The organism is Pseudomonas sp. SC3(2021) (genome assembly GCF_019856535.1).
Lineage (GTDB): Bacteria > Pseudomonadota > Gammaproteobacteria > Pseudomonadales > Pseudomonadaceae > Aquipseudomonas > Aquipseudomonas monsensis.
Genome location: NZ_CP082236.1, coordinates 1,604,387 through 1,628,625, shown reverse-complemented (window position 1 = coordinate 1,628,625; position 24,239 = coordinate 1,604,387). Strand labels below are relative to the sequence as shown.

The window sequence follows — 24,239 nt, the reverse complement described above, 5'->3', positions numbered from 1 at the left end:
GCTGATTGCGTTTTCGCCCTGACCGTCGGGCGGGCGTCATTATTTTGTCTGGTTCAGCACCAGCAACAGCGCAGCCGTTTGTGCATCGGGCGTTCCGTCGAAGCGAGAAGGGCGGTAGTGCATCTGGAATGCCGCGAGGACATGGCGGGTGGCGACATCCAGTTCACCGGTCTGCGGTGTGTCGTAACCCAGATGCGCCAACTGCGCCTGGAACCAGCTAATGCCCGGCAGTTCACGGCTGTCGAACAGCGCTTGCTGGCGCGCCACCGCTTGCTCATTCGGCCATTTACCCAGGCCTTCGGCGGCGAGGCGCTTCCACGGGAACAGCGGCCCGGGATCGAGCTTGCGCAGGGGGGCGATGTCGCTGTGGCCTATGATGTGTTGCGCACTGATGCCGTGGCGCTTGCTGATGTCCTTGAGCAGGACGATCAACGACTGAATCTGCGCTTCGCTGTACGGATACCACTGGCGTCCGGTCGGAGTGTCCTTGAAACCCGGGTTGACGATTTCGATGCCGATCGAGCTGGAGTTGAGCCAGGTGCGCCCCTGCCACTGGCTTTCCCCGGCGTGCCAGGCGCGCTGGTTTTCATCCATCAGCTTGTAGATGGTGCCGCCCTTGTCGTCGCCGATCAGGTAATGGCTGCTGACTTCACCGTGGGTCAGCAGTTGCAGCGAACGTTCCAGCGAAGTCGAGGTGTAATGGACGATCACGAACTGGATACGGCTGTCGTGATTGGCCGAAGAATGGCGGGTGTCGTAGCGCGGGCCACTGGCACAGCCGGCCAAAACCAGTAACGACGCAATGAGGGCAAAGAATTTCATGGCAGAGGGCAGTACGCACAAGACAATAATGCAACAGTGTAACGTACTGCCCTGTCTCTCGACTGTCAGCGGGCGGATTTAAACAAAATGGAACAATTTGCCTAGCCCAGCTCGACTCGGTTGCGCCCGGCGTTTTTCGCCCGATATAGCGCCTGATCGGCTCTTTTCAGAACCAGATCGCTGTGTTCGCCCGAGCGAAACGTGGTCATCCCCATGGAGATCGTGATGGTTACCCGCTCGCCCTTGAAGTGGAACGGGCAGGCTTCAATTGCCGCGCGCAGATTTTCCAGCAGCTTGGCGCCGACCGCTGGCGGCGTGGCCGGCAGCAGCAGGACGAACTCTTCGCCGCCGAAGCGGGCAATAAAGTCGGGGCCACGCAGGCGCTTGCGCAGCACCGTGGCGATGATCTTCAACACTTTGTCGCCCGCGAGGTGGCCGTAGTTGTCGTTGATCCGCTTGAAGTGATCGAGGTCGAGCATCGCCAGGCTCAAGGTGTTGCCATGTTGCTGCCACTGCTTGATCTCATGCTCGAGGCGTTCGCTCCAGGCTGCGCGGTTAGGCAGGCCGGTGAGCGGGTCGATCAGGGCTTTCTGGCGCTGTTCCTCAAGGTGTTCACGGAAACCCTGGGCCTCCTGCTCCATGTGCGCCACGCGTTCGGACAGGCCTTTGAGGCGCGCCGCGACTTCCTGCTCGCGAGCATCGCGCTGCTTCTGGTGCTGATCCATCGTGCCAAGCAGGCCTTCGAGATGGTTCTCCAGCACTTGCTTGAGGTCATCCAGATCCGCCGCTTCCTGCACACTGGTCTGCAAGCCGTCGACCTGTTCGCGGATCTGCGTGTCCATGGCCCGCGCTGCGGAGCTGTTGTCGGCATGCCCTTCACTGGCCGCCTGCAAGTTGCTCTGGAACGCTTCGAGGCGTTCATTGAGTTGCTGCAGATAGGCTTCGAATTCGTGCTGGCCACTGTCGGTGATTGCCAGCATCAAGGTGGCCAGATCGTCGAGGATCGGGATCAGTTCGTACCAGTTCAACCCGTGTTTGAGCCGCTCGCGCATGGCTTCGGCTTGCGGCCGGTGGCGTTCGGGCAAGGTCAGGTCGTCGAGCAGACCGATCAGGGTTTCTTCGATGTGCCTGGCCACGGAGCTGTAGGACGGCTCCGGAGAATCCGGCAGGGCGAAGAGAATGTCGTGTTCGGATTGTTCCGGGTCAATCGCGGCCAGGGCTTGAGCAATGGGCTCGGGCAGGGGCAGGCTGTCGAGGCTCAGCGGTGCCGGATCGCCAGGGTGGATCAGTTCGTCGGGGTTGCAGGTGATCGGGGTTATCGACGTCGCGGCCGGGACTGGCGCGACCAGCGCTTCGGGTCCGGACGCGACGGGCTCGACCTTGACCGCAGCAGGCGTTTCTTCAACGGCGACAGTGGGCGGCACAAAGGCAACCACTTCGGGCTCCTGCCGGGGTTGCGGTGCGGGCGTGTCAGCCTCTGACGCAGACATTGGCGCGGCGAGCGCGGGGGCACTGATTGCCGGCTCACTGACTGCAACGGGTTCGGCTTGCACCGGTTCCGGTGGGAGTTCTGGGGTGATGGGTACTTGCACCGCAGGCGCCGTCTGAACCGGCGCAGTGGCTGCTGCGCTCGGTGCTGGCGCCTCTTCGCTGTCGCGGCTGCCGAACAGACGCTGAAACAATCCCGGGCGCCCGGGCTCGGCCGGGTTCTCGAGCTGACTCAGCGCCTTGCCCTGCAAACCACTCAGCTCGCTCAGCAGCAGCGGCATCTCCCGCGCCTGGCCGACACGACTGTCCAGTTGTTTGGCGAATTTCTTCAGTGGCTGCGCGACTTCCCGTGGCAACGGCAAAGACTGCAATTGGGTCACCAGAGCGGTGAGGGCGGTGCTGACCTGATCGATGCGGGTTTCCCGGCGTTGCTCGGAATCGAGCACGGCCTTTTCCAGGCGCGGCAACAGGGCGGCAAGGCCGGCATCCATGTCGTCGGTGCGGACCACGTCGCGCATCTCTTTCATGCACTGATCAACGACTTTGTCGGTGCCTTCGGCCGCCAGCGTGCTGCGCACCAGACCGCGACGCAGCAAGTCGAGCCGGGCGGCCCAGCGTCTTTCGAGTTTGTCCTGTTGTTCGATGCTTTTGAGGTACTTCTCTTTCCAGCGCTGGGCTTCGTCGCTCATTCAGGGGTTCCGCGAGGGGCAGGACTCAACGCGGGCAATGCATCGGCCGTGAGCGAACCCGGCAGACGAATCTCTACCGCGACCGGCAGGTGATCGGAAATGGGTTGGGCCAGCACTTCGACCTTTTCCAGGGTCAGGGTCGGGCTGAGCAAAATATGATCAAGGCAACGCTGCGGGCGCCAGCTGGGGAAGGTGGCTTCCAGCTGCGGGGCCAGCAGGCCGAGATCGCGTAGCGGTGAATGTTGTAGCAGATCGCTGGCATGGGTGTTCATGTCACCCATCAATACTTGATGTTTGTAGCCACCGATCAGATCACGAATATAGGCCAGTTGCAGGCTGCGCACCCGCGCGCCGAGGGCCAGGTGCATCATCACCACCACCAGCGCCTCCGGGCCTTCGCCGAAACGCAGCAGGATCGCGCCGCGACCTTTCGGGCCGGGCAGCGGATGGTCTTCGATCGCCCACGGCTTCAGTCGACTGAGCACGCCATTGCTGTGCTGGGCCAGTCGACCGAGGTTGCGATTGAGTTGTTGATACCAGTAGGGGAAGGCGCCGAGGTGCGCCAGGTGTTCGACCTGATTGACGTAGCCAGACCGCAGGCTGCCGCCGTCGGCTTCCTGCAGGGCGACCAGATCGAAATCGCCCAGCAGGTCACCGATCTTCTGCAGATTGCCCGAGCGCCCGGTGTGCGGCAGCAGGTGCTGCCAGCTGCGGGTCAGGTAATGCCGATAACGCTCGGTGCTGATGCCGACCTGGATGTTGAAACTGAGCAAGCGCAGACGCTGGTCTGCGGGCAGGCCCGTGGATGCCAGGTGATGCTCGTTGACCTGCGGGTCATGCAGACCAACGATGCGTTCGGTCTTCCAGCGGCGCATGGCGATGGCCGCGCTTAGTTGGCAGCAGCCTTGGTTGCCGCTCGCTCTTTGGCGACCAGTTGATCAGCCAGTTTCAGCGCTTGTTCGGCACCGCCGGCAGAGCCGATGTCGAAACGGTATTTGCCGTTGACGATCATGGTTGGCACGCCAGTGATTTCATATTTCTTGGCCAGTTCACGGGCTTTCACGATCTGACCCTTGATGGCGAACGAGTCGAAGGTGGCGAGGAACTTGTCCTTGTCCACGCCTTGAGTGGCGAGGAAGTCAGCCATGTCGTTCTTGTCGGTCAGTTTCTTGTGTTCTTTCTGGATGGCATTGAAAACCGCCGCGTGAACCTTGTGCTCGACACCCATGGCCTCGAGGGTCAGGAACATCTGGCCGTGAGCGTCCCAAGGGCCGCCGAACATGGCTGGAATACGCACGAAGTTGACGTCGGACGGCAGTTTTTCAACCCACGGGTTGATCACCGGTTCAAACGCGTAGCAGTGTGGGCAGCCGTACCAGAACAGCTCGACCACTTCGATCTTGCCAGGCTCTGCAACCGGCACCGGGTTGGCCAGTTCCACGTAAGGGGCGGCAGGGGCTTCGGCGGCCTGGGCGGTCACGCCAAACAGGCTGGCAGCGACGAGAGCGGCGCTGATGATCAGATTACGCATGCTTTACTCCTGGACAATTTTGGTCGCCTCGCGCGACCTGTTTTCAGACAGATCCTGGCGGGCATGAGTTCTGTAGTGTAACGGCAGCGGCCACAAAAAAGGGCGGCCAAAGCCACCCTTTTTATACTTGCTGCGCCGGATTAATCGAGCGTTAACGTTGCAGGAGATGTCCGCCCCGGCCAACGCTCGATTTGAGGCCCTTAGTGCAGGCCCTGAATGTAGCTGGCGACTGCGGCGATGTCTTCATCGCTCAGTTTGCGGGCGATGGTGCGCATGGTCATGGCGTCGCCGTCGTTGGCCCGACCGCCTTCTTCCTTGCGGAAGTCGGTCAGTTGCTTGGCGATGTATTGAGCGTGCTGGCCACCCAGGTGCGGGAAGCCGGCGGCCGCGTTGCCGGTGCCGTTCGGCGAGTGGCAGCCGGTGCAGGCTGGCAGGCCTTTTTCCAGGTTGCCGCCACGGAACAGGGCTTCACCGCGCGCGACGATCTTCGGATCGGCGGCGCCGACGCTGCCTTTCTGGCTGGCGAAGTAGGCCGCGATGTCGGCCAGGTCCTGGTCGTTCAGGTTGGTCAGCAGGCCGGTCATTTCCAGAACCTGGCGCTTGCCCGACTTGATGTCGTGCAGTTGTTTGGTCAGGTAGCGTTCACCCTGGCCGGCCAGTTTCGGAAAGTTTGGCGCCATGCTGTTCCCGTCCGGGCCATGGCAGGCTCCACATACGGCGGCTTTCGCCTGTCCTGCTGCGGCATCGCCCGCAGCATGGGCCATACCGGAGATTCCCACGGTCAACAGCAGACTCACGATCAATTTGTTCATCAGCTAATCCAACTACGGCTAAGGGTTAAGAGTTATGGACCGGGTTTACTCTCGCTCATCCAGAGGATGATGGCCTGGTAATCCTCGGCACTGCAGTCCATGCACAAACCACGCGGCGGCATCGCCTTGAAACCCTGGGTCACGTGTTGCACCAGCGTCCCCATACCTTTCGCCAACCTCGGCGTCCAAGCATCCTGATCGCCTCTTGCGGGCGCCATGGGTAGTTGGCCGGAATGACAGGCACCACAAACACGGTTGTACACTGCTTCCGGATCCTGTGTAGCCTGTGCGCTGTAAAGCGGCATCAAGACTCCGGCAGCCAGCAGCCATTTCGTCATAAAACGACCTTTTCAGGGTTGAGAGCGTTCTGCGTTCTAATGCGCAATCAAGGTCTGTCGCTCTCGTGAACTTCATCCTTCGCTGGGACAAAGCACACACAAAATCTGCGGCATTATATACTGGCGTCACTGAAACGGAAGCGACACCGCGTTCCGCGCCCAATCCCGGCGCCGCCCACATCGGAAATCCCATGCAACTCAAGAATCCCATCCTCGGCCTGTGCCAACAGTCCACGTTCATGCTCAGTGCCGCCAAAGTCGACCAGTGCCCGGACGACGAAGGCTTTGAAGTGGCTTTCGCCGGTCGCTCCAACGCCGGCAAATCCAGCGCCCTGAACACTTTGACTCACGCCAGCCTGGCGCGCACCTCGAAAACCCCGGGGCGCACACAGCTGTTGAACTTCTTCAAGCTAGACGATGATCGGCGTCTGGTCGACCTGCCGGGCTACGGTTATGCAAAAGTACCGATCCCGCTCAAGCAACACTGGCAGCGTCACCTCGAGGCTTATCTCGGTGGCCGGGAGAGTTTGAAAGGTTTGATTCTGATGATGGACATCCGTCATCCAATGACCGACTTCGACCTGCTGATGCTCGATTGGGCCGTTGCCGCCGGCATGCCGATGCACATTCTGCTGACCAAGGCCGACAAGCTGACCTACGGCGCAGCCAAGAACACCCTGCTCAAGGTGCAGTCGGAAATTCGCAAGGGTTGGGGCGATCTGGTGACGATCCAGCTGTTCTCTGCGCCAAAACGCATGGGCCTGGAAGAGGCCTACACTGTTCTGGCGGGCTGGATGGAACTGGCAGACAAAGGCGCCGAGGCGGCTGAGTAAACAGGGATTGGAAAATTGGCTGTGGTGCCTGCGCGTGCCGCAGCCGATTTTCGGGCAAAAAAAGCCCCGGATTTCATTGGGGAGGGAGAAATTCCGGGGTTTAAGTTCCGAACCGCTAGGGCGGGGTTCAGATATCTGCCAACACTTAACACAACATAGGAGCATCGAAGGGCTTCACCAGCCATTCAGTAACTCTGAGTAGTGTGCTGCAAGATTAGTTCAGATTTTTTTTGAAAAGCTTTGGAATAATCCCAAGTGCTTTTCGAAATAAGCAGGACTTGCCGGGTTTGCCGCCACGTCGTGTCGCGGCAAACCCTCGGTAAATGGCTTAGTGAGCCTCATCCCAATTATTGCCCACACCCACTTCGACCAGCAGCGGCACATCCAGTTTCGCCGCCTCGCTCATGTGCACGCGAATCTCCGCGCTGACCTGCTCGACCAGATCCTCACGCACCTCCAGCACCAGTTCGTCGTGCACTTGCAGGATGACCTTCGCGTCCAGTCCGGACGACGCCAGCCAGTTATCCACCGCGACCATGGCTTTCTTGATGATGTCGGCGGCCGTGCCCTGCATCGGCGCGTTGATCGCCGTGCGTTCGGCGGCTGCGCGTTCCTGCGGCTTGTTCGAGTTGATCTCCGGCAGGTACAGCCGACGACCGAAGAACGTCTCGACATACCCCTGATCCGCCGCCTGGGCGCGGGTGCGATCCATGTACTCGCGAACGCCGGGATAGCGCGCAAAGTAGGTGTCGATGTAGGCCTTGGCGGTCTTGGTGTCGACGCCAATGTCCTTGCCGAGCTTCTGCGCGCCCATGCCATAGATCAAACCGAAGTTGATCGCCTTGGCGCCACGGCGCTGGTCGGAGGTCACTTCGTTGAGTTCGACCTTGAACACTTCGGCAGCGGTAGCGGTGTGCACGTCGAGGTTGTTGCGGAAGGCGTTCATCAGGCCTTCGTCTTTGGACAGGTGCGCCATGATCCGCAGTTCGATCTGCGAGTAGTCCGCCGCCAGCAGTTTGTATCCTTTTGGCGCCACGAAAGCCTGGCGGATGCGCCGGCCTTCTGCGGTACGCACCGGAATGTTCTGCAGGTTCGGATCGCTGGAAGACAAGCGGCCGGTGGACGCCACGGCCTGATGGTACGAGGTGTGGATGCGCCCGGTGCGCGGGTTGATCTGCTCTGGCAGGCGATCGGTGTAGGTGCTTTTCAGCTTGCTCATCGAGCGGTGCTCCATCAGCACCTTCGGCAAGCGGTGATCGTCCTCGGCAAGTTTCGCCAGTACTTCCTCGGCGGTGGACGGCTGGCCCTTGGCGGTTTTTTTCAGCACCGGCAGGCCGAGTTTTTCGTAAAGGATCACGCCCAGCTGCTTCGGCGAGCCGAGGTTGAATTCTTCGCCGGCGATCTCGAACGCTTCGCGCTCCAGCGCGACCATCTTGTTGCCCAGTTCGATGCTCTGGATACCGAGCAGCTCGGCGTCGACAAACGCGCCCTGGCGTTCGATGCGCGCCAGCACTGGCACCAGTGGCATCTCGATGTCGGTCAGCACGCTGGCCAGGCTCGGGATCGCGCTGAGTTTTTCGAACAGGGTCTGGTGCAGCCGCAAGGTGATGTCGGCGTCTTCGGCGGCATACGGCCCGGCCTGTTCCAGGGCGATCTGGTCGAAGGTCAGTTGCTTGGCGCCTTTGCCGGCGATGTCCTGGAAGCTCACGGTGGTGTGGTCCAGGTACTTCTGCGCGAGGCTGTCCATGTCGTGGCGGGTGGCGGTGGAGTTGAGCACGTAGGACTCAAGCATGGTGTCGAAGGCAATCCCGCGCACGTGGATGCCCTGGCTCTGATCGCCGCCGATGGCGCAGTTGGCCAGGATGTTCATGTCGAATTTGGCGTGCTGGCCGACCTTGAGCTTGTTCGGGTCTTCCAGAATCGGCTTGAGCGCGCGCAGCACGGTGTCGCGATCCAGTTGCTCCGGTACACCGATGTAGGAGTGGGTCAGCGGGATGTACGCCGCTTCGTTGGCCTGCACGGCGAACGACAGGCCGACCAGTTGCGCCTGTTGCGCGTCGATGCCGGTGGTTTCGGTGTCGAAGGCGAACAGCCTGGCGTTGTTCAGTTTTTCCAGCCAGACGTCGAAGCGCGCCTGATCAAGGATGGTTTCGTAGGCAGCTTCGGCGGGCGTGGCGGGGGTTTCATCCGCTGGCGCGCTGAACAGATCGCCGGCCGGCGCAGGCTCGGCAGCAGCGCTCAGTTCCTGACGCTTGGCGTCGCGATCGAGGTCATTGATCCAGCTTTTGAATTCCAGCAGCGAGTACAGCTCGTAGAGCTTGGCCGGGTCTTCGGCGCCCATCTGCAAATCATCGAGTTCAACGTCCAGCGGCACATCGACCTTGATGGTCGCCAGTTGATAGGAGAGAAACGCCATCTCCTTGTGCTCTTCGAGCTTGGCCGGCAGGGTCTTGGCCCCGCGAATCGGCAGGGTCGGGACGATGTCGAGGTTTGCGTAGAGCTCGGTCAGGCCGCCGTTGACGCCCACCAGCAGGCCGGACGCAGTCTTCGGGCCGATGCCGGGAACGCCGGGGATGTTGTCGGAAGAATCGCCCATCAGTGCCAGATAATCGATGATCTGCTCCGGAGCGACGCCGAATTTCTCCTTCACGCCCTCTACGTCCATCGAGCTACCGGACATGGTGTTGACCAAGGTAATGTGGCCGTCGACCAGTTGCGCCATGTCTTTGTCGCCGGTGGAGATGATCACCGGGCGATCCGCCGCCGCACTGCTGCGGGCGAGGGTGCCGATCACGTCGTCAGCCTCGACGCCTTCCACGCACAGCAGCGGGAAGCCGAGGGCGATCACGCTCTGGTGCAGCGGCTCGATCTGCACGCGCATGTCGTCGGGCATGCTTGGGCGGTTGGCCTTGTATTCGGCGTACATCTCATCGCGAAACGTCCCGCCCTTGGCGTCGAAGACCACGGCGAACGGGCTGTCCGGGTACTGCTTGCGCAGACTCTTGAGCATGTTCAGCACACCTTTGACCGCGCCGGTCGGCAGGCCTTTGGAGGTGGTCAGCGGTGGCAGTGCGTGGAAAGCACGGTACAGGTAAGACGAACCGTCCACCAGGACGAGGGGGGCTTGGCTCATGAGCAGAATCAACCTTTTCGGCGGGCCCGGCGCTAGAATAGCGGGACCGTTGACGACAAAGGGACAAGGTTATCATGCGTACGTTAAATCGCTTGCTGCTGGTCAGTTTGATTGCTGTCTCACCGCTGGTTGCGATCGCGGCGGATGATGCGCCGTCAGCGGACCCGGAAGTTACCATCCGTACCGAGGGTGACAAGACCATCCAGGAGTACCGTCAGAACGGTTTCCTGTATGCGATCAAGGTCACCAAGAAAGGATTCCCGCCCTATTTTCTGGTGCGTGCGGACGGTACCGATGCAAACTTCATCCGCTCGGATCAGCCGGATATGCTGATTCCGTCGTGGAAGATTTTCGAATGGAAGTAGTCTCTTAACTTTAATCGGCGCCGCTGTGCTGGCGGCGCCCGAACTGAGCAGTTTTTAACCATGTCTGTGTTCACCCCCCTGGCTCGGCCCGAGCTGGAAACCTTTCTCGCCCCTTACGGGCTTGGCCGTCTGCTTGATTTCCAGGGGATTGCCGCCGGCAGTGAAAACACCAATTTCTTTATCAGCCTGGAGCAGGGCGAGTTCGTCCTGACCCTGGTCGAGCGTGGCCCGGTGCAGGAAATGCCGTTCTTCATCGACTTGCTCGACGTCCTGCACGAGGCCGATCTGCCGGTGCCTTACGCACTGCGCACCACCGACGGCGTGGCGCTGCGTGAGCTGAAGGGCAAGCCGGCGCTGTTGCAACCACGTCTGTCGGGCAAGCACATCAAGGTCGCCAACGCGCAGCATTGCGCGCAGGTCGGCGAGTTGCAGGCACATCTGCACCTGGCGACCCAGGGCGAGCGCATGATCAAGCGCAAGACCGATCGTGGCCTGGACTGGATGCTGGAGGAGGGCACCGAATTTCTCTCGCACCTGAGCGATGCGCCGCGTGCGCTGCTGCACAAGGCGCTGGATGAAATCACCGTGCAGAAAGAGCGGATTCTCGCCTTGCCTCGGGCGAATATTCACGCCGACCTGTTCCGCGATAACGCGATGTTCGAAGGCACGCACCTGACCGGGCTGATCGACTTCTACAACGCCTGCTCGGGGCCGATGCTGTACGACGTGGCGATTGCCTTGAATGACTGGTGTTCGGACGAGGACGGCCTGATCGATGGCCCGCGAGCTCGGGCATTTCTTGGCGCTTATGCCGCGTTGCGACCATTCACGGCGGCGGAAGCTGAGTTGTGGCCGACCCTGCTGCGCGTGGCGTGTGTGCGGTTCTGGCTGTCGCGATTGATCGCGGCGGAGCAGTTTGCCGGGCAGGACGTGCTGATTCACGATCCCAAGGAGTTCGAGCAGCGTTTGGCGCAGCGGCAGCAGGTCAATACACCGTTGCCTTTTGCCCTTTAAAAGCTTCGCGAGCAGGCTCGCTCCCCCAGGGTTTCGGCGATCCTGTGGGAGCGAGCCTGCTCGCGAATGGGGGCAATACCGATGCCGGGGTTACAGCGATTCCAGGCACCCTGCCAGATCATTGCCCAGCTTCTCCAGCACCTGCTCATAGCCCTGAGCCGTCGCCGGGGTGTATCCGCCCAGCGCGTCCAGCTCCGCCAGTTTCACTGGCAGGCCCGCCACCAGTGTTTCCGCCAGACGCGGACGCAATGGCGGCTCACTGAACACACAAGTTTTGCCCACTTCCTGCAAGCGCTTGCGCATCGCCGCAACATGCTGCGCACCGGGCTGTACTTCGGCGGCTACGCTGAACACACCGGCATGCTTCAGGCCATAAGCCTCTTCAAAGTAATCAAACGCCTCGTGAAAGACGAAGTACGGCTTGCCTTCAACGCTGGCCAGACGCTTCTTCAAACGCTGATCCAATGCATCCAGACGCTCATCAAACGCCTTGACGTTGCTCTGATAGCGCTCGGCGTTGGCCGGATCGGCAGCGCTCAAGTCAGCGGCCATTTTCTCGGCAATGACCCGCGCGTTGACCGGCGCTAACCACAAATGCGCGTCCAGCGTGCCCGGGCGGTGATCGTGATCATGCTCGTCGGCGTCTTCGGCGTGGGAGTGGCTGTCCTCGGCGAAACGACGCAGTTTCATGCCCGGCAGGTCCTGCACCGCTACGCTCGGCAGGGTCCGCCCGTTCAGTACACGCGGCAGGAAACCTTCCATGTCCGGGCCGATCCAGTACAGCAGATCGACTGATTGCACCTTGCGCACGTCGGACGGGCGCAGCGCGTAGTTATGCGGCGAAGCACCCGGCGGCAGCAGCACCTCCGGGATGGCCACACCGTCCTGCACTGCCGCAGCAATCAGTTGCAACGGTTTGATGCTGGTGAGGACCTTGACCTCGGCCTGAGCCGAACCGATCAGCAGAAAACTGGCGACAAACGCCACAAAAACAGAAAAAAGTCGGGACACGATGACCACTCAATGAGGCGAGAACGGGTAACATAATAACGTCTCTATCAAAACTCGTCGCCGCCCATGCCTATTACACCGATTGCCAGCCGTCCCCACGACCACTCTCATTGCGTGCACAGCGCACTGACCGAGGCCGATGCCTTGTGCGCCCAGAAAGGCTTGCGCCTGACCGCGTTGCGCCGCCGGGTGCTGGAACTGGTGTGGCAGAGCCACAAGCCGCTGGGCGCCTACGACATTCTCGCGGTGTTGAGCGAGCAGGACGGCCGTCGCGCCGCACCGCCGACCGTGTATCGCGCGCTGGATTTCCTTTTGGAAAACGGCCTGGTGCACCGTATCTCTTCGCTTAACGCCTTCGTCGGTTGCGTGCATCCCGAGCACGCGCATCAGGGCCAGTTCCTGATCTGCCGCGACTGCCACGCGGCGATCGAGCTTGAACAAAAAGTGATCAGCGACGCGATCATCAACAGCGCCAGGGATGTCGGTTTCATCGTCGAAACCCAGACCGTCGAAGTGGTCGGCCTGTGCTCCGGTTGCCAGGGGGCTTGATGAGCAACCCGTTGATCCGTCTTCAGCACGTCGCCGTCACGTTTGCCGGGCAGACGGTGCTGGACAATATCGAACTGAGCGTCGAGCCGGGGCAGATCGTCACCCTGATCGGCCCTAACGGTGCCGGCAAGACCACGCTGGTGCGCGCCGTGCTCGGCCTGCTGAAACCGGACAGTGGCAGCGTCTGGCGCAAGCCGAAACTGCGCGTTGGCTACATGCCGCAGAAACTGCACGTCGATCCGACCTTGCCGCTCTCGGTGCTGCGCTTCCTGCGCCTGGTGCCCGGCGTAGACCGTCCGCGTGCATTGGCGGCGCTCAAGGAAGTCGGTGCCGAACACGTCATCGACAGTCCGGTGCAAAGCGTTTCCGGCGGTGAAATGCAGCGCGTGCTGTTGGCTCGGGCGCTGCTGCGCGAGCCGGAGTTGCTGGTGCTCGATGAGCCGGTGCAAGGCGTCGATGTTGCCGGCCAAGCCGAGCTGTACAGTCTGATTACCCGGCTGCGCGACCGTCACGGCTGCGGCGTATTGATGGTGTCCCACGATTTGCATCTGGTCATGAGCACCACCGACCAGGTGGTCTGCCTCAACCGTCATGTCTGCTGCTCCGGGCATCCCGAGCAGGTCAGCGGCGATCCGGCGTTCGTCGAGCTGTTCGGCAAGAATGCGCCGAGCCTGGCGATCTATCACCACCATCACGACCACGCCCACGACCTGCACGGTTCGGTGGTCAAGGCGCCCGATGCGGGCCACACCCACGTTCACGGAGACCACTGCAAGCATGGCTGATTTTCTGTTGTATGCCCTGCTTGCAGGTCTGGCGCTGGCGCTGGTCGCGGGTCCGCTTGGCTCGTTCGTGGTCTGGCGGCGCATGGCGTATTTCGGCGACACCTTGTCCCACGCCGCACTGCTCGGTGTGGCGCTCGGCTTTCTGCTGGATGTCAGCCCGACGGTGGCGGTGACGGTCGGTTGCCTGTTGTTGGCGGTTTTGCTGGTGACCCTGCAACAGCGCCAGCCGCTGGCGTCCGACACGCTGTTGGGAATTCTCGCGCCGAGTACGCTCTCTCTCGGCCTGGTGGTACTAAGCTTCATGCATGAAGTGCGGATCGACCTGATGGCCTATCTGTTCGGTGACCTGCTGGCGATCAGTCCGACCGATCTGGCGTGGATCCTCGGTGGCAGCGCGGCGGTGCTGGTGTTGCTGGTGACGCTGTGGCGGCCATTGCTGGCGATCACCGTGCATGAAGAATTGGCCAAAGTCGAAGGCCTGCCGGTGGCGGGCCTGCGTATGGCCTTGATGCTGTTGATCGCAGTAGTGATTGCGGTGGCGATGAAAATCGTCGGGGTGTTGCTGATCACCTCGCTGCTGATCATCCCGGCCGCTGCGGCACAACGTCACGCCCGCTCGCCGGAGCAGATGGCGCTGGGCGCGAGCCTGCTGGGCATGCTCGCCGTGTGTGGCGGGCTGGCGCTGTCGTGGTTCAAGGACACCCCGGCCGGGCCGTCAATCGTTGTGACGGCGGCCGCACTGTTTCTGCTGAGTTTTGTTCTGCCCCGTCGAGGGGTGTAGACTTGCTCGCTTTTTGCGCAATTAGAGAGTCGCAGGAATGAAGCCGTTCGCCTCCCGTTATCTGCTCCTTGTCGCATTTTCCGTGCTGCTGGGCGCCTGCCAAAGCACGCCGCCGGTGGCTGAAGTCCCCGACGCGCGGGCCACGGCCATCGCACAGCTGGAGCAAAGCCTGGCCAGCAGCGAACTGGCCACCGCCGAAGACCAACTGGCCGCCTTGCAGGCACAGAGCCCCAACGATCAGTCCCTTGAGCAATACCAGCGGCAGTTGGCCGAAGCCTACCTGCGCCGTAGTCAGATCGTGTTGCAGAAAGGCGACGTGAATGCCGCCGCCACTGCGCTGAGCCGTGCCCGCGCCCTGATGCCCAAGGCTCCGGCGCTGACCGGTGGCGTCAACGGCGCCATCACCGAAGCGCGCAAGGCTGAGCTGGAAAAGGCTGAGGCTGCATTGCTGGCAGCCGAAGCCAAGCCGAAAGCCAAAGTGATTGATCCGACTGCAGAGAGCACCACGGTTGCGCTGAACATCACCGATAGCCGCAAACTTCGTCGGCAACTGGATGCGATCGCCGCTGATGTGGTGAATTATGAGTGTGGGGTGACCATTCAGGCGCCGCGTACCGATGACTATCCGTGGCTGGCGACTCTGCTGACCAAGCGGGTGAAGAAGTTGAACCCGGATTTTGATCTGAAGATTGTGAAGCAAACTCTGCGCACAGTACCGGCGCAGATGGTCTTGAGTCCGCGTAAACCTTAAAAGCTTCGCGAGCAAGCTCGCTCCCACATTTGATCTTGGGCCTGACACAAAATCTGTGTTCACCAGAGATCCCTTGTGGGAGCGAGCTTGCTCGCGAAAGCGTCCTTTCAGCCAACGAAGATTTTAAGCTGGAATGGCCTTCGCCTTAGGCTCCCGCACCCAAACCCGATGCTGCCCGATCGCCGCAAAGAACGGCTTGGTCAACGCTTTCACATCCTTGCCCTGCAGCAACCCTGCATCCGCTTCCAGCTTCAGCAGATCCTGCAACTGTTCGGCCTCGCCGTGCAGCGCAATCGCCTTCAGATGCTTGTACGCCTCCAGCAGGTAATGCAACGCCACGCCATCGCCGCTCAACGCCTTGATTGACGCCGCGCCACCCGGCACGAACACCGCATCGAAGATCACCGAAGGCATGCCTTCCATTGATGCATCCACCGCCAGGGTTTTGCCGTCGGCAGTCTTCACCGGGGCCGAGGTCGGGCCGAGCAATTTGGCGTGTGCACCTTCAGCCGCCAAGGCCTTCTTCATCGCATCAATCGCCGCACCATCAACGCCGTTGGCGGCAAGAATCGCCACTTTGCGGGTCTTGATGTTTTCTGGCAGCAGATTGGCCTGACTCAGCGCCGGCGAATGATCGAACGAAGTTTTGCGCACCTCGACCGTGCCTTTGCCCGGCGCCGGCAGGCCCAGATTGGCCGCGACGCGTTTAGCCAGTTCCAGGTCGATGTTGGCGAGAATCTCGTTCACTTGCCGCGCGCGGATGAACTCCCGTTCAACCTTGCCCAGTTCGAAGCTGTAGGCGGCGATGATGTGTTCCTTCTCGTGCTCACTCATGCTGTTGAAGAACAGCCGCGCCTGGGAGAAGTGGTCGCTGAACGATTCGCTGCGCTGGCGGATCTTGTTCGCGTCGATGCGTTCCGGGTAGCTCTCGAAGCCACCGTCCTGCGCCGCCGGCGGGGTTTCTTTCGGCCAGCCGCCATCAATCGAGTTCGGTTCGTAGGATGCACGACCCTTGTCGATCACCGTGCGGTGCTGCGCGTCGCGCTGACCGTTGTGGAACGGTGCCACCGGGCGGTTGATCGGCAGCTCATGAAAATTCGGCCCGCCGAGTCGGCTGATTTGCGTGTCGGTGTAGGAAAACAGTCGACCTTGCAGCAGCGGGTCGTTGGAGAAGTCGATGCCGGGCACGATGTGGCCTGGGCAAAACGCGACCTGCTCGGTCTCGGCAAAGAAGTTGTCCGGGTTACGGTTGAGGGTCATCTTGCCCAGCGGGGTGATCGGCACGATTTCTTCGGGGATCAGTTTGGTCGGGTCGAGGATGTCGAAATCGAAGTCGTGCTCGTTTTCCTCCTCGATGATCTGCACACCCAGCTCCCATTCCGGGTAATCGCCCATCTCGATGGCTTCCCAGAGGTCGCGACGGTGGTAGTCGGTGTCTTTACCGGCGAGTTTCTGCGCCTCGTCCCACACCAGTGAGCAGGTGCCGGCGGTAGGGCGCCAGTGGAATTTGACGAAGCGCGATTTGCCCTCGGCGTTGACCAGGCGGAAGGTGTGCACGCCAAAGCCCTGCATGCTGCGCAGGCTTTTCGGGATCGCCCGGTCGGACATCGCCCAGATGACCATGTGCGCCGATTCCGGCACCAGGGATACGAAGTCCCAGAACGTGTCGTGAGCCGAGCCACCGGTGGGGATTTCATTGTGCGGCTCGGGTTTCACCGCGTGGACGAAGTCGGGGAACTTGATTGCGTCCTGAATGAAAAACACCGGCATGTTGTTGCCGACCAGGTCGAAGTTGCCTTCGTCGGTGAAGAACTTCACCGCGAAACCACGCACGTCACGCACGGTATCGCCGGAGCCGCGTGGCCCCTGTACGGTGGAAAAACGCACGAACACCGGGGTTTTTTTCCCCGGATCCTGCAGGAAACCGGCCTTGGTCAGTGTCGAATGGTTCTCGTAGGCCTGAAAGAAGCCATGTGCGCCGGTGCCGCGGGCGTGGACGATGCGCTCCGGGATTCGCTCATGGTCAAAGTGCGTGATTTTCTCACGCATGATGAAGTCTTCCAGCAGCGACGGCCCGCGTGGGCCGGCCTTCAGGGTGTTCTGGTTGTCGGCGACCTTCACCCCCTGGTTGGTGCGCAGGGCCTGGCCGGTGGCGTCGGAACGAAAGGTCTCCAGGCTGTCGAGTTTGGCGTTGGTGTTGGCGCGATCCTTGGTATCGGATCCGGCCATCTGGCTTTTGTCGGTCGTAGGTTTCTTGCTGCTCATCAGACGTAAACTCCTCGATTGACCCCGATAAGTGCGGGGACTCTTGAGTGGTTCCCGGGCACGGCACCCAGGGTTTTCAAGTCGCTTACCTAATGACTGACGAGGGTTTTGGGCGTTCCTTTTTTATGACCTTTGATCTTGTTATTGCCAAATCGAAGGTTAATTGCGAAATAAATGCTAAGAACCTCTATACGGACAGGCTAAAATGCGCGCCCGGCTAACCGCTGATCCTTTTCTAACGCGCCCCACAAGGTTCGCTACGTGATCGAGTTTCAAAACGTCCACAAAACTTACCGCGTCGCCGGTAAGGACATTCCCGCCCTGCACCCGACCAGTCTTGCGATTGAAAACGGTCAGGTGTTCGGCCTGATCGGCCATTCCGGTGCGGGAAAAAGTACCCTGCTGCGTCTGATCAATCGCCTGGAAGACTCCAGCGGCGGCAAGATTTTCGTCGACGGCGAAGAAGTCACCGCGCTGGACGCCAACGGCCTGCGCCGTTTCCGCCAGCAAGTCGGGATGATCTTCCAGCACTTCAACCTGCTCGCCTCCAAGACCGTGGCCGACAACGTCGCGCTGCCGCTGACCCTGGCCGGCGAACTGTCGACCAGCGAGATCAATCAGCGCGTCGCCGAGTTGCTGGCGCGGGTCGGCCTGTCCGATCACGCCAAGAAGTACCCGGCGCAATTGTCCGGCGGCCAGAAACAGCGCGTCGGCATCGCCCGCGCCCTGGCGACCAAACCGAAGATTCTGCTGTGCGACGAGGCCACCAGCGCCCTTGACCCGCAGACCACCGCGTCGGTCCTGCAACTGCTGGCCGAGATCAACCGCGAACTGAAACTGACCATCGTCCTGATCACCCACGAGATGGACGTGATCCGTCGCGTCTGCGACCAAGTGGCGGTAATGGATGCTGGCGTGATCGTCGAGCAAGGCTCGGTGGCCGATGTGTTCCTGCATCCGCAGCACCCGACCACCAAGCGTTTTGTGCAGGAAAGCGAGCAGATCGACGAAAACGAGCAGCGTGATGACTTCGCTCACGTGCCGGGCCGCATCGTGCGCCTGACCTTCCAGGGCGAAGCGACTTACGCGCCGTTGCTCGGTACCGTCGCCCGGGAAACCGGGGTCGACTACAGCATCCTCGCCGGTCGCATCGACCGCATCAAAGACATTCCTTACGGGCAATTGACCCTCGCCGTCACCGGTGGCGACATGGAAGCGGCCTTCGCCCGTTTCGCCGCCGCTGACGTTCACATGGAGGTGCTGCGTTAATGGAAATGTACGACGCTGCAATCAAGAACTACGACGCCGCAGTAGAAGCCATCAAGCTGTTCTTCCAGAACATCGACTGGCTGGAAATCGGCCTGGCCACCAACGACACCATGATGATGCTCGGTGGTTCGCTGTTGTTCACCGTTCTGCTCGGCCTGCCGCTGGGTGTGCTGCTGTTTCTCTGCAGCCCGCGCCAGTTGCTGGAAAACCGGGTGGTCTACGCGATCATGTCGCTGGCGGTGAACATCCTGCGCTCGCTGCCGTTCATCATTCTGTTGATCGTGATGATCCCGTTCACCGTGATGATCACCGGCACCTCGCTGGGCGTGGCCGGGGCGATTCCGCCGTTGGTAGTGGGGGCGACCCCGTTCTTCGCGCGTCTGGTGGAAACCGCACTGCGTGAAGTCGATCGCGGCATCATCGAAGCCACTCAGTCGATGGGCGCGACCACCCGGCAGATCATCATGAACGCCTTGCTGCCAGAGGCCCGTCCGGGCATTTTCGCGGCGATTACGGTGACGGCGATTACACTGGTGTCCTACACGGCGATGGCCGGTGTGGTCGGCGCCGGGGGTCTGGGTGACCTGGCGATCCGTTTCGGCTACCAGCGTTTCCAGACTGACGTGATGATCGTCACCGTGGTGTTGCTGCTGATTCTGGTGCAAGTGCTGCAAATGGTCGGTGATCGACTGGTCGTGCATTTTTCGCGCAAATAACCGGTTTTTTGTAAATCAAGAGATGAGCCGGCCATTCGCTGGCAGGCGCCACACGGGCGCTTTGAAAAGGAGTTAGCTGAATGAAAAAACTGATCGCTGCTTTCGCTGCCGTAGCCGCTTTTTCGGCCCACGCTGCAGAAACCCTGACCGTTGCCGCCACCCCGGTGCCGCACGCGGAAATCCTCGAGTTCGTGAAACCGGCGCTGGCCAAAGAAGGCGTGGATCTGAAGGTCAAGGTGTTCACCGACTACATTCAGCCCAACGTACAGGTCGCCGAAAAGCGTCTGGACGCTAACTTCTTCCAGCACCAGCCGTACCTCGACGAGTTCAACAAGGCCAAGGGCACCAGCCTGGTTGCTGTGACCGGCGTGCACCTGGAGCCATTGGGTGCGTACTCGAACAAGTACAAGAAGCTTGATGAACTGCCAAGCGGCGCCAACGTGGTAATCCCGAACGACGCCACCAACGGCGGCCGTGCGCTGTTGCTGCTGGACAAGGCGGGCGTGATCAAGCTGAAGGATTCGAAGAACATTCTGTCGACTGTCAAAGACATCGCCGAGAACCCGAAAGACCTGAAGATCCGTGAACTGGAAGCCGCGACCATCCCGCGCGTGCTGACCCAGGTCGATCTGGCGCTGATCAACACCAACTACGCGCTGGAAGCCAAGCTCGATCCATCCAAGGATGCGCTGGTGATCGAAGGCAACGACTCGCCTTACGTGAACATCCTGGTGTCCCGTGCGGACAACAAGGACAGCGACGCGATGCAGAAACTGGCGGCTGCCCTGCATAGCCCGGAAGTGAAGAAGTTCATTACCGAGAAGTACAAAGGCGCGGTATTGCCGGCGTTCTGATTTAGATTGCTGCAACGAAAAAGGGGACGCCATGAGCGTCCCCTTTTTTGTGTCTGGCTTTGGACCTGCTGTGAAGCTTCCCCTCACCCCAGCCCTCCCGAAACGTCGGACCGCCCAGAGGGAGAGGGGGCCGATCTTCAAGCTCTTCGAGCCTGAGTTCGACTCACAATTGCAGGCCGGCGCAACTCGAACAAACACCTCGGTCAGTTCCCTCTCCCTCCGGGAGAGGGTTAGGGTGAGGGGCTTTTCGCTCTTCGGCGTTTATTTGCGGTTGAGCATCACCGGCAACTGCGCGACCAGTTTGGCGTTGTTCAACGGCGCCCGAATAAACCCGCGCTGCGTCCCGTCCGGCCCGATCACCGCCAGGTTGCCGCTGTGATCCACGGTGTAGTTCGGCTTGCTGGTATCGGCCGGAATAAACGGAATGCTCACCGCATTGGCGACCTTCTGCAGCTCTTCGATCGACTTCGGCGTCAGGCCGATGAACTGCGGATCGAAGTAGCCCAGGTACTGCTTCAACTGCTGCGGGTTATCGCGGTTCGGGTCAACGCTGACCAGTACGATCTGCAACTTGTCCACAGCGTCTTTGGGCAACTCGCTCTTGATCTGGCGCAGTTGGGCGAGGGTGGTCGGGCAGATGTCCGGGCAGAAGGTGTAGCCGAAGAACAGCAGGCTCCACTTGCCTTTCAATTCGTCGATGGCGACCGGTTGGCCATCCTGATTGGTCATGGTCACGCCCGGCAGGGTGCGGCTCTGCGGCAGCAGGATGATGCCGGCGTCGATCAGCGCAGTGGGGTCGCCCTGGCCCTTGCCACTCAGCACTTTGTTGACGGTAAGTCCCAGGATCAGCGCGATCACGGCGACGAGGATGAAGACGGTTTTCTGGGTTCGAGTCATAAGTTCAACAGTAAGTAGTGGTCTACGAGCAGGGCGATGAACAACAGGAACAAGTAATAAATAGAGTACTTGAAGGTGTTGATCGCCGCGTGCGGCCGAGTGCCACGGTACAGCACCACGGCCCATTGCAGAAACCTTGCGCCCAGCGCGAGGGCGCACAGCAGATACAGCACGCCGCTCATGTGGATCACGTACGGCAGCAGACTCACCGCCAGCAGCGCAAAGGTGTAGAGCAGAATGTGCACTTTGGTGTAATGCTCGCCGTGGGTCACCGGCAGCATCGGGATGTCGGCCTTGGCGTATTCCTCTTTACGATGGATCGCCAGCGCCCAGAAGTGCGGCGGGGTCCAGGCGAAGATGATCAGCACCAGCAGCAACGGTTCGGCGCTGACATGACCGGTGGCGGCGGTCCAGCCAAGCAGTGGCGGGGCGGCGCCGGCGAGGCCGCCGATGACGATGTTCTGCGGCGTCGCGCGCTTGAGGAAACCGGTGTAGATCACCGCGTAGCCGAGCAGGGAGGCGAGGGTCAGCCAGGCAGTCAGCGGGTTGGTGAAGGTCAGCAACAAGGCCTGGCCGAGCAGCGCCAGGACCAAGGCAAAGGTCAGTGCCGCAGCCGGCGACACCCGGCCTTCAGCCAATGGCCGCTTGTGGGTGCGCGCCATCACCGCGTCGATGCGCCGGTCCACCACATGGTTGACCGCCGCCGCACCGCCGGCACACAGGGCGATCCCGAGGTTACCGAACACCAGCACGGTCCACGGCACCCCGGCACGGGTCGCGAGGAACATGCCGACCAGAGAGGTGATGAGCATCAGCACCACCACTTTCGGTTTGGTCAGCTCCAGATAGTCACGCCACAGCGCTTGCGCGGGACGTTCGCCGATCAGAAGCGCCATGGCGTTTCTCCTTTTATCGTGATGGGCGCCGCCACGTGTTTACGCGGGCTGAGGCGCCAGCGTGCGAGCACCGGCTGTTTGACCCGAACCAGACTGGTCCGTGCGTGGTAATTGACCAGCACCATCGTCAGCAGCAGCGCCGCACCGCCGGCGTTGTGCGCCACCGCCACCGGCAGCGGCAGATGGAACAGCACATTGCTGATGCCGAGGGTGATTTGTGCGCCGAGGGCGACCAGCACCAGCCCGGCGAGCCGGGTCATGCCGACGGCTCTGAGTTGCCAGGCCAGCCCGAGCAGCACCAGCGTCACCAGCAACGCGCCGATGCGGTGGGTCAGGTGGATTGCCGTGCGCGCATCGCTGTCGAGCTGGCCGCCGAGGTAATTCGGGCCGATGTGCTGGGTCAGGTGAAAGCCGTTGGCAAAATCAGCGGGCGGCAGCCATTGACCGTGGCAGGTCGGAAAGTCGATGCAGGCCACCGCCGCGTAGTTGGAACTGACCCAGCCGCCCAGCGCGATCTGGCCGATCACCAGCAACAGTCCCGCCGTCGCCCAATACTGCAAACGCCTGGGCACGGTCAGCGCCGGCAGCACGCCGGAGAGTCTCAAGGTCAGCAGGAACAGCAGGCTCAATGTCGCAAAACCGCCGAGCAAATGCCCGGTGACCACTTGCGGCCAGAGTTTGAGCGTCACCGTCCACATGCCGAACGCTGCCTGGGCGAACACCACCGCCAGCAGAAACAGCGGCAGCTTCAGCGGCTGCCCCGGATGCCGGCGATTGACCCAGGCGCGTCCGGCCAGAATCGAAATCAGCAGGCCGAGGGTTCCGGCGAAGTAGCGGTGGATCATCTCGTTCCAGCCCTTGTGCGCCACCACCGGCGAGTCGGGGTAATGCAGTTCGGCATGGGCCAGTTGGGCTTCGCTTTTCGGCACGCTGATAAAACCGTAACAGCCCGGCCAGTCCGGACAGCCGAGGCCGGCGTGGGTCAGGCGGGTGTAGGCGCCGAGCAGCACGACGATCAGTGCCAGCAGGGTGGCAAACAGCGCGAGGCGAAATCCAGGTTTGGCCATGACGATGCCCTTATCCGATGTTCGACAGTTTCAGCAGGTGGCGCAGGTCGTTGAGCAAGTCCTTGCCCTTCACGCTCGGGTCGTAGCGCAGCACGAGGTTGCCGTGCGGGTCGATGATCCACAGCTGCGACGTGGCCTTGTCGCCGGTGGTCTTGCTGAAGGTGGCGGCGTCCAGCGGGTAGCGTTGCAGCTGTGGGTATTCGCGGTTCAGCTTGGCTTCGTACTCGGCGCCCAGTGGTTGCGCGGCGGCGAGGGCGTGGCTGGCGCGTCCGGCATCGCGGCCGAGGCCGATCTGGATCTGCCGGGCGAGGTACACCAGTTGCTGGCAATCGACCGCGCAGTCCCTGGGTGCGGTCACCAGCATCTGCCAGCGCTGTTCATCGGCCTGCACACCGAGGTCGGCGCGGGACTGGCCGTTGCCGATCAGTTCGCCGTGGTAGCTGCGCCCGTCCGGCACCCAGAATTGCAATTTGTACATGCCGGTGGCGAGGATCATCGGGCCGATCACGCCGAGCAGAATCAGCAGCAGCTGGACCCGTCCACGACGACGGCTGGCCGGGGTTTTTGCCTCAGACATGCTGGGTGGATTCATGGCCGTTCCCATGGTGTTTCTCCTTTGCGTTGTGCAATCCAAGGTAGATGTAGAGACCGAGCAGGGCGGTGGCCATGGCAAACCATTGCACGGCGTAACCGAGGTGTTTTTCCGGGCCCATGGCGACCACCGGCCAGTCGGCCTCATAGCTGGCAGGGCCGGGTTCGGCGCGCAGTTCGTAGCCGAAACCGTCGCGGTCGAGGGTTTTCCACAGCCTGGCCGGCTCGACGGCGGTGATGGTTTGCGGCCAGGTGCTGCTGGCCGGGTCGGCGTGCAACTGGAAGGCCGCGCCGGGGGCGACGTAGACCCAGGCATCGAGACTCAGTGCGTCGGCCGGGGTGGTGAATTGCGGAGGGACGCGGCGATCGGGCCACGGCAGCCAGCCACGATTGACCAGTAGCCAAAGACCCGTGGCGCGGTCCTGAAACGGTTGCAGCAGCTCGATGCCGACCTTGCCGTTGCGCTGACGGTTGTCGAGTAGCAGGCTGTGGCCACCATCGAACTGGCCGTAAAGATGCACCCGGCGATAGGCCGGGTCGGTGCTGTGCAGCAATTCGCTGCTGGCCATCGGCGCGGCGGCGCGGCGTTCGGCGTAACTGGCGAGCAGGGCGGTTTTCTCCGCACCCCGGCCCAGTTGCCAGAAGCCCAGCGACACCAGCAGCGGCAGCAACAGCGCCACCACCACGGTCGGTATCACGCCCGGGTGAAAGCGCTTCATGGCCGCGCCACAAAGTCAGTCGTCGCGATCGCTATACTCAACTGCATCGCCTGTCCCCCGGAG

24 protein-coding genes are annotated in these 24,239 nt (G+C 61.5%); 10 read left to right on the top strand and 14 right to left on the bottom strand.

Going from position 1 to position 24,239, the window contains the following annotated elements; all coding sequences use genetic code 11:
* Nucleotides 1–39 precede the first annotated feature (39 nt).
* From K5Y35_RS07110 to K5Y35_RS07085, 6 genes are all read right to left on the bottom strand, one after another.
* Complete coding sequence (locus K5Y35_RS07110) at nt 40–822, bottom strand: N-acetylmuramoyl-L-alanine amidase (protein WP_222833971.1); 783 nt, start codon at nt 820–822, stop codon at nt 40–42.
* Between the two features lie 101 nt (nt 823–923).
* Nucleotides 924–2,999: a GGDEF domain-containing protein gene (locus tag K5Y35_RS07105; RefSeq protein ID WP_222833970.1), complete on the bottom strand. Its 2,076-nt coding sequence runs from the start codon at nt 2,997–2,999 to the stop codon at nt 924–926.
* Complete coding sequence (locus K5Y35_RS07100; protein WP_128615031.1) at nt 2,996–3,874, bottom strand: endonuclease/exonuclease/phosphatase family protein; 879 nt, start codon at nt 3,872–3,874, stop codon at nt 2,996–2,998. The genes K5Y35_RS07105 and K5Y35_RS07100 overlap by 4 nt, the downstream gene beginning before the upstream one ends.
* Before the next feature lie 14 nt (nt 3,875–3,888).
* The gene (locus K5Y35_RS07095) at nt 3,889–4,530 is read right to left on the bottom strand and encodes a thiol:disulfide interchange protein DsbA/DsbL (RefSeq protein WP_123470185.1); all 642 of its coding nucleotides are present in this window, start codon (nt 4,528–4,530) and stop codon (nt 3,889–3,891) included.
* 200 nt (nt 4,531–4,730) lie between these two features.
* Nucleotides 4,731–5,342, bottom strand: coding sequence for a c-type cytochrome (locus tag K5Y35_RS07090; RefSeq protein WP_123470189.1), 612 nt, complete (start codon nt 5,340–5,342; stop codon nt 4,731–4,733).
* Nucleotides 5,343–5,374: 32 nt separating this feature from the next.
* Entirely contained in the window at nt 5,375–5,680 is a 306-nt protein-coding gene (locus K5Y35_RS07085; protein ID WP_123470191.1) for a c-type cytochrome, read from the bottom strand.
* Between the two features lie 191 nt (nt 5,681–5,871).
* Between K5Y35_RS07085 and yihA the strand changes: the two genes are divergently transcribed.
* Entirely contained in the window at nt 5,872–6,513 is a 642-nt protein-coding gene (gene yihA, locus K5Y35_RS07080) for a ribosome biogenesis GTP-binding protein YihA/YsxC (protein ID WP_123470193.1), read from the top strand.
* A 328-nt stretch (nt 6,514–6,841) separates the two neighbouring features.
* On the opposite strand, the gene polA is transcribed toward yihA, so the two are convergent.
* Entirely contained in the window at nt 6,842–9,646 is a 2,805-nt protein-coding gene (polA, locus tag K5Y35_RS07075) for a DNA polymerase I (RefSeq protein ID WP_222833969.1), read from the bottom strand.
* A 74-nt stretch (nt 9,647–9,720) separates the two neighbouring features.
* Between polA and K5Y35_RS07070 the strand changes: the two genes are divergently transcribed.
* Both K5Y35_RS07070 and K5Y35_RS07065 read left to right on the top strand, forming a co-directional pair.
* Nucleotides 9,721–10,011: a DUF2782 domain-containing protein gene (locus tag K5Y35_RS07070; RefSeq protein WP_123470197.1), complete on the top strand. Its 291-nt coding sequence runs from the start codon at nt 9,721–9,723 to the stop codon at nt 10,009–10,011.
* Nucleotides 10,012–10,071: 60 nt separating this feature from the next.
* Complete coding sequence (locus K5Y35_RS07065) at nt 10,072–11,025, top strand: homoserine kinase (RefSeq protein WP_123470199.1); 954 nt, start codon at nt 10,072–10,074, stop codon at nt 11,023–11,025.
* Between the two features lie 90 nt (nt 11,026–11,115).
* Here K5Y35_RS07065 and K5Y35_RS07060 read toward each other — a convergent pair whose 3' ends face one another.
* A complete protein-coding gene (locus tag K5Y35_RS07060; RefSeq protein ID WP_222833968.1) occupies nt 11,116–12,036 on the bottom strand; it encodes a zinc ABC transporter substrate-binding protein in 921 nt (306 codons plus the stop codon).
* A 66-nt stretch (nt 12,037–12,102) separates the two neighbouring features.
* On the opposite strand from K5Y35_RS07060, the gene K5Y35_RS07055 reads away from it, so the two are divergent.
* The 4 genes from K5Y35_RS07055 to K5Y35_RS07040 are packed head-to-tail and all read left to right on the top strand — an operon-like array spanning nt 12,103 to nt 14,902.
* Nucleotides 12,103–12,585 carry a Fur family transcriptional regulator gene (locus K5Y35_RS07055; RefSeq protein ID WP_123470201.1) on the top strand — a complete coding sequence of 161 codons (483 nt, stop codon included), beginning with the start codon at nt 12,103–12,105 and terminating at the stop codon, nt 12,583–12,585.
* Entirely contained in the window at nt 12,585–13,370 is a 786-nt protein-coding gene (gene znuC, locus K5Y35_RS07050; RefSeq protein WP_123470203.1) for a zinc ABC transporter ATP-binding protein ZnuC, read from the top strand. The genes K5Y35_RS07055 and znuC overlap by 1 nt, the downstream gene beginning before the upstream one ends.
* Nucleotides 13,363–14,151 (top strand): zinc ABC transporter permease subunit ZnuB, encoded by a 789-nt coding sequence (gene znuB / locus K5Y35_RS07045; protein WP_016986450.1) that lies wholly within the window; start codon nt 13,363–13,365, stop codon nt 14,149–14,151. Before znuC ends, znuB begins: the two co-directional genes overlap by 8 nt.
* A 37-nt stretch (nt 14,152–14,188) precedes the next feature.
* Nucleotides 14,189–14,902, top strand: coding sequence for a PA5502 family lipoprotein (locus K5Y35_RS07040; RefSeq protein ID WP_123470205.1), 714 nt, complete (start codon nt 14,189–14,191; stop codon nt 14,900–14,902).
* Between the two features lie 123 nt (nt 14,903–15,025).
* Here K5Y35_RS07040 and katE read toward each other — a convergent pair whose 3' ends face one another.
* Nucleotides 15,026–17,167, bottom strand: a complete 2,142-nt coding sequence (gene katE / locus K5Y35_RS07035; RefSeq protein WP_222833967.1) for a catalase HPII — start codon at nt 17,165–17,167, stop codon at nt 15,026–15,028.
* Nucleotides 17,168–17,428: 261 nt separating this feature from the next.
* Between katE and K5Y35_RS07030 the strand changes: the two genes are divergently transcribed.
* From K5Y35_RS07030 to K5Y35_RS07020, 3 genes are all read left to right on the top strand, one after another.
* A complete protein-coding gene (locus tag K5Y35_RS07030; RefSeq protein ID WP_123470209.1) occupies nt 17,429–18,436 on the top strand; it encodes a methionine ABC transporter ATP-binding protein in 1,008 nt (335 codons plus the stop codon).
* A gap of 5 nt (nt 18,437–18,441) precedes the next feature.
* Nucleotides 18,442–19,152, top strand: a complete 711-nt coding sequence (locus K5Y35_RS07025) for a methionine ABC transporter permease (protein ID WP_177490549.1) — start codon at nt 18,442–18,444, stop codon at nt 19,150–19,152.
* Nucleotides 19,153–19,232: 80 nt separating this feature from the next.
* Nucleotides 19,233–20,006, top strand: coding sequence for a MetQ/NlpA family ABC transporter substrate-binding protein (locus K5Y35_RS07020; protein ID WP_123470213.1), 774 nt, complete (start codon nt 19,233–19,235; stop codon nt 20,004–20,006).
* Nucleotides 20,007–20,267: 261 nt separating this feature from the next.
* On the opposite strand, the gene K5Y35_RS07015 is transcribed toward K5Y35_RS07020, so the two are convergent.
* From K5Y35_RS07015 to K5Y35_RS06995, 5 genes are read right to left on the bottom strand one after another with little or no spacing between them, the layout of a single operon-like run.
* Nucleotides 20,268–20,903 carry an SCO family protein gene (locus tag K5Y35_RS07015; RefSeq protein ID WP_102355457.1) on the bottom strand — a complete coding sequence of 212 codons (636 nt, stop codon included), beginning with the start codon at nt 20,901–20,903 and terminating at the stop codon, nt 20,268–20,270.
* Nucleotides 20,900–21,799: a heme o synthase gene (gene cyoE, locus K5Y35_RS07010; RefSeq protein WP_123470215.1), complete on the bottom strand. Its 900-nt coding sequence runs from the start codon at nt 21,797–21,799 to the stop codon at nt 20,900–20,902. Before cyoE ends, K5Y35_RS07015 begins: the two co-directional genes overlap by 4 nt.
* A complete protein-coding gene (locus K5Y35_RS07005) occupies nt 21,787–22,866 on the bottom strand; it encodes a COX15/CtaA family protein (protein ID WP_222833966.1) in 1,080 nt (359 codons plus the stop codon). Before K5Y35_RS07005 ends, cyoE begins: the two co-directional genes overlap by 13 nt.
* A gap of 10 nt (nt 22,867–22,876) precedes the next feature.
* Entirely contained in the window at nt 22,877–23,470 is a 594-nt protein-coding gene (locus tag K5Y35_RS07000; RefSeq protein ID WP_222833965.1) for a hypothetical protein, read from the bottom strand.
* Entirely contained in the window at nt 23,436–24,176 is a 741-nt protein-coding gene (locus K5Y35_RS06995; RefSeq protein ID WP_222833964.1) for an SURF1 family protein, read from the bottom strand. Before K5Y35_RS06995 ends, K5Y35_RS07000 begins: the two co-directional genes overlap by 35 nt.
* Nucleotides 24,177–24,239: the final 63 nt, after the last annotated feature.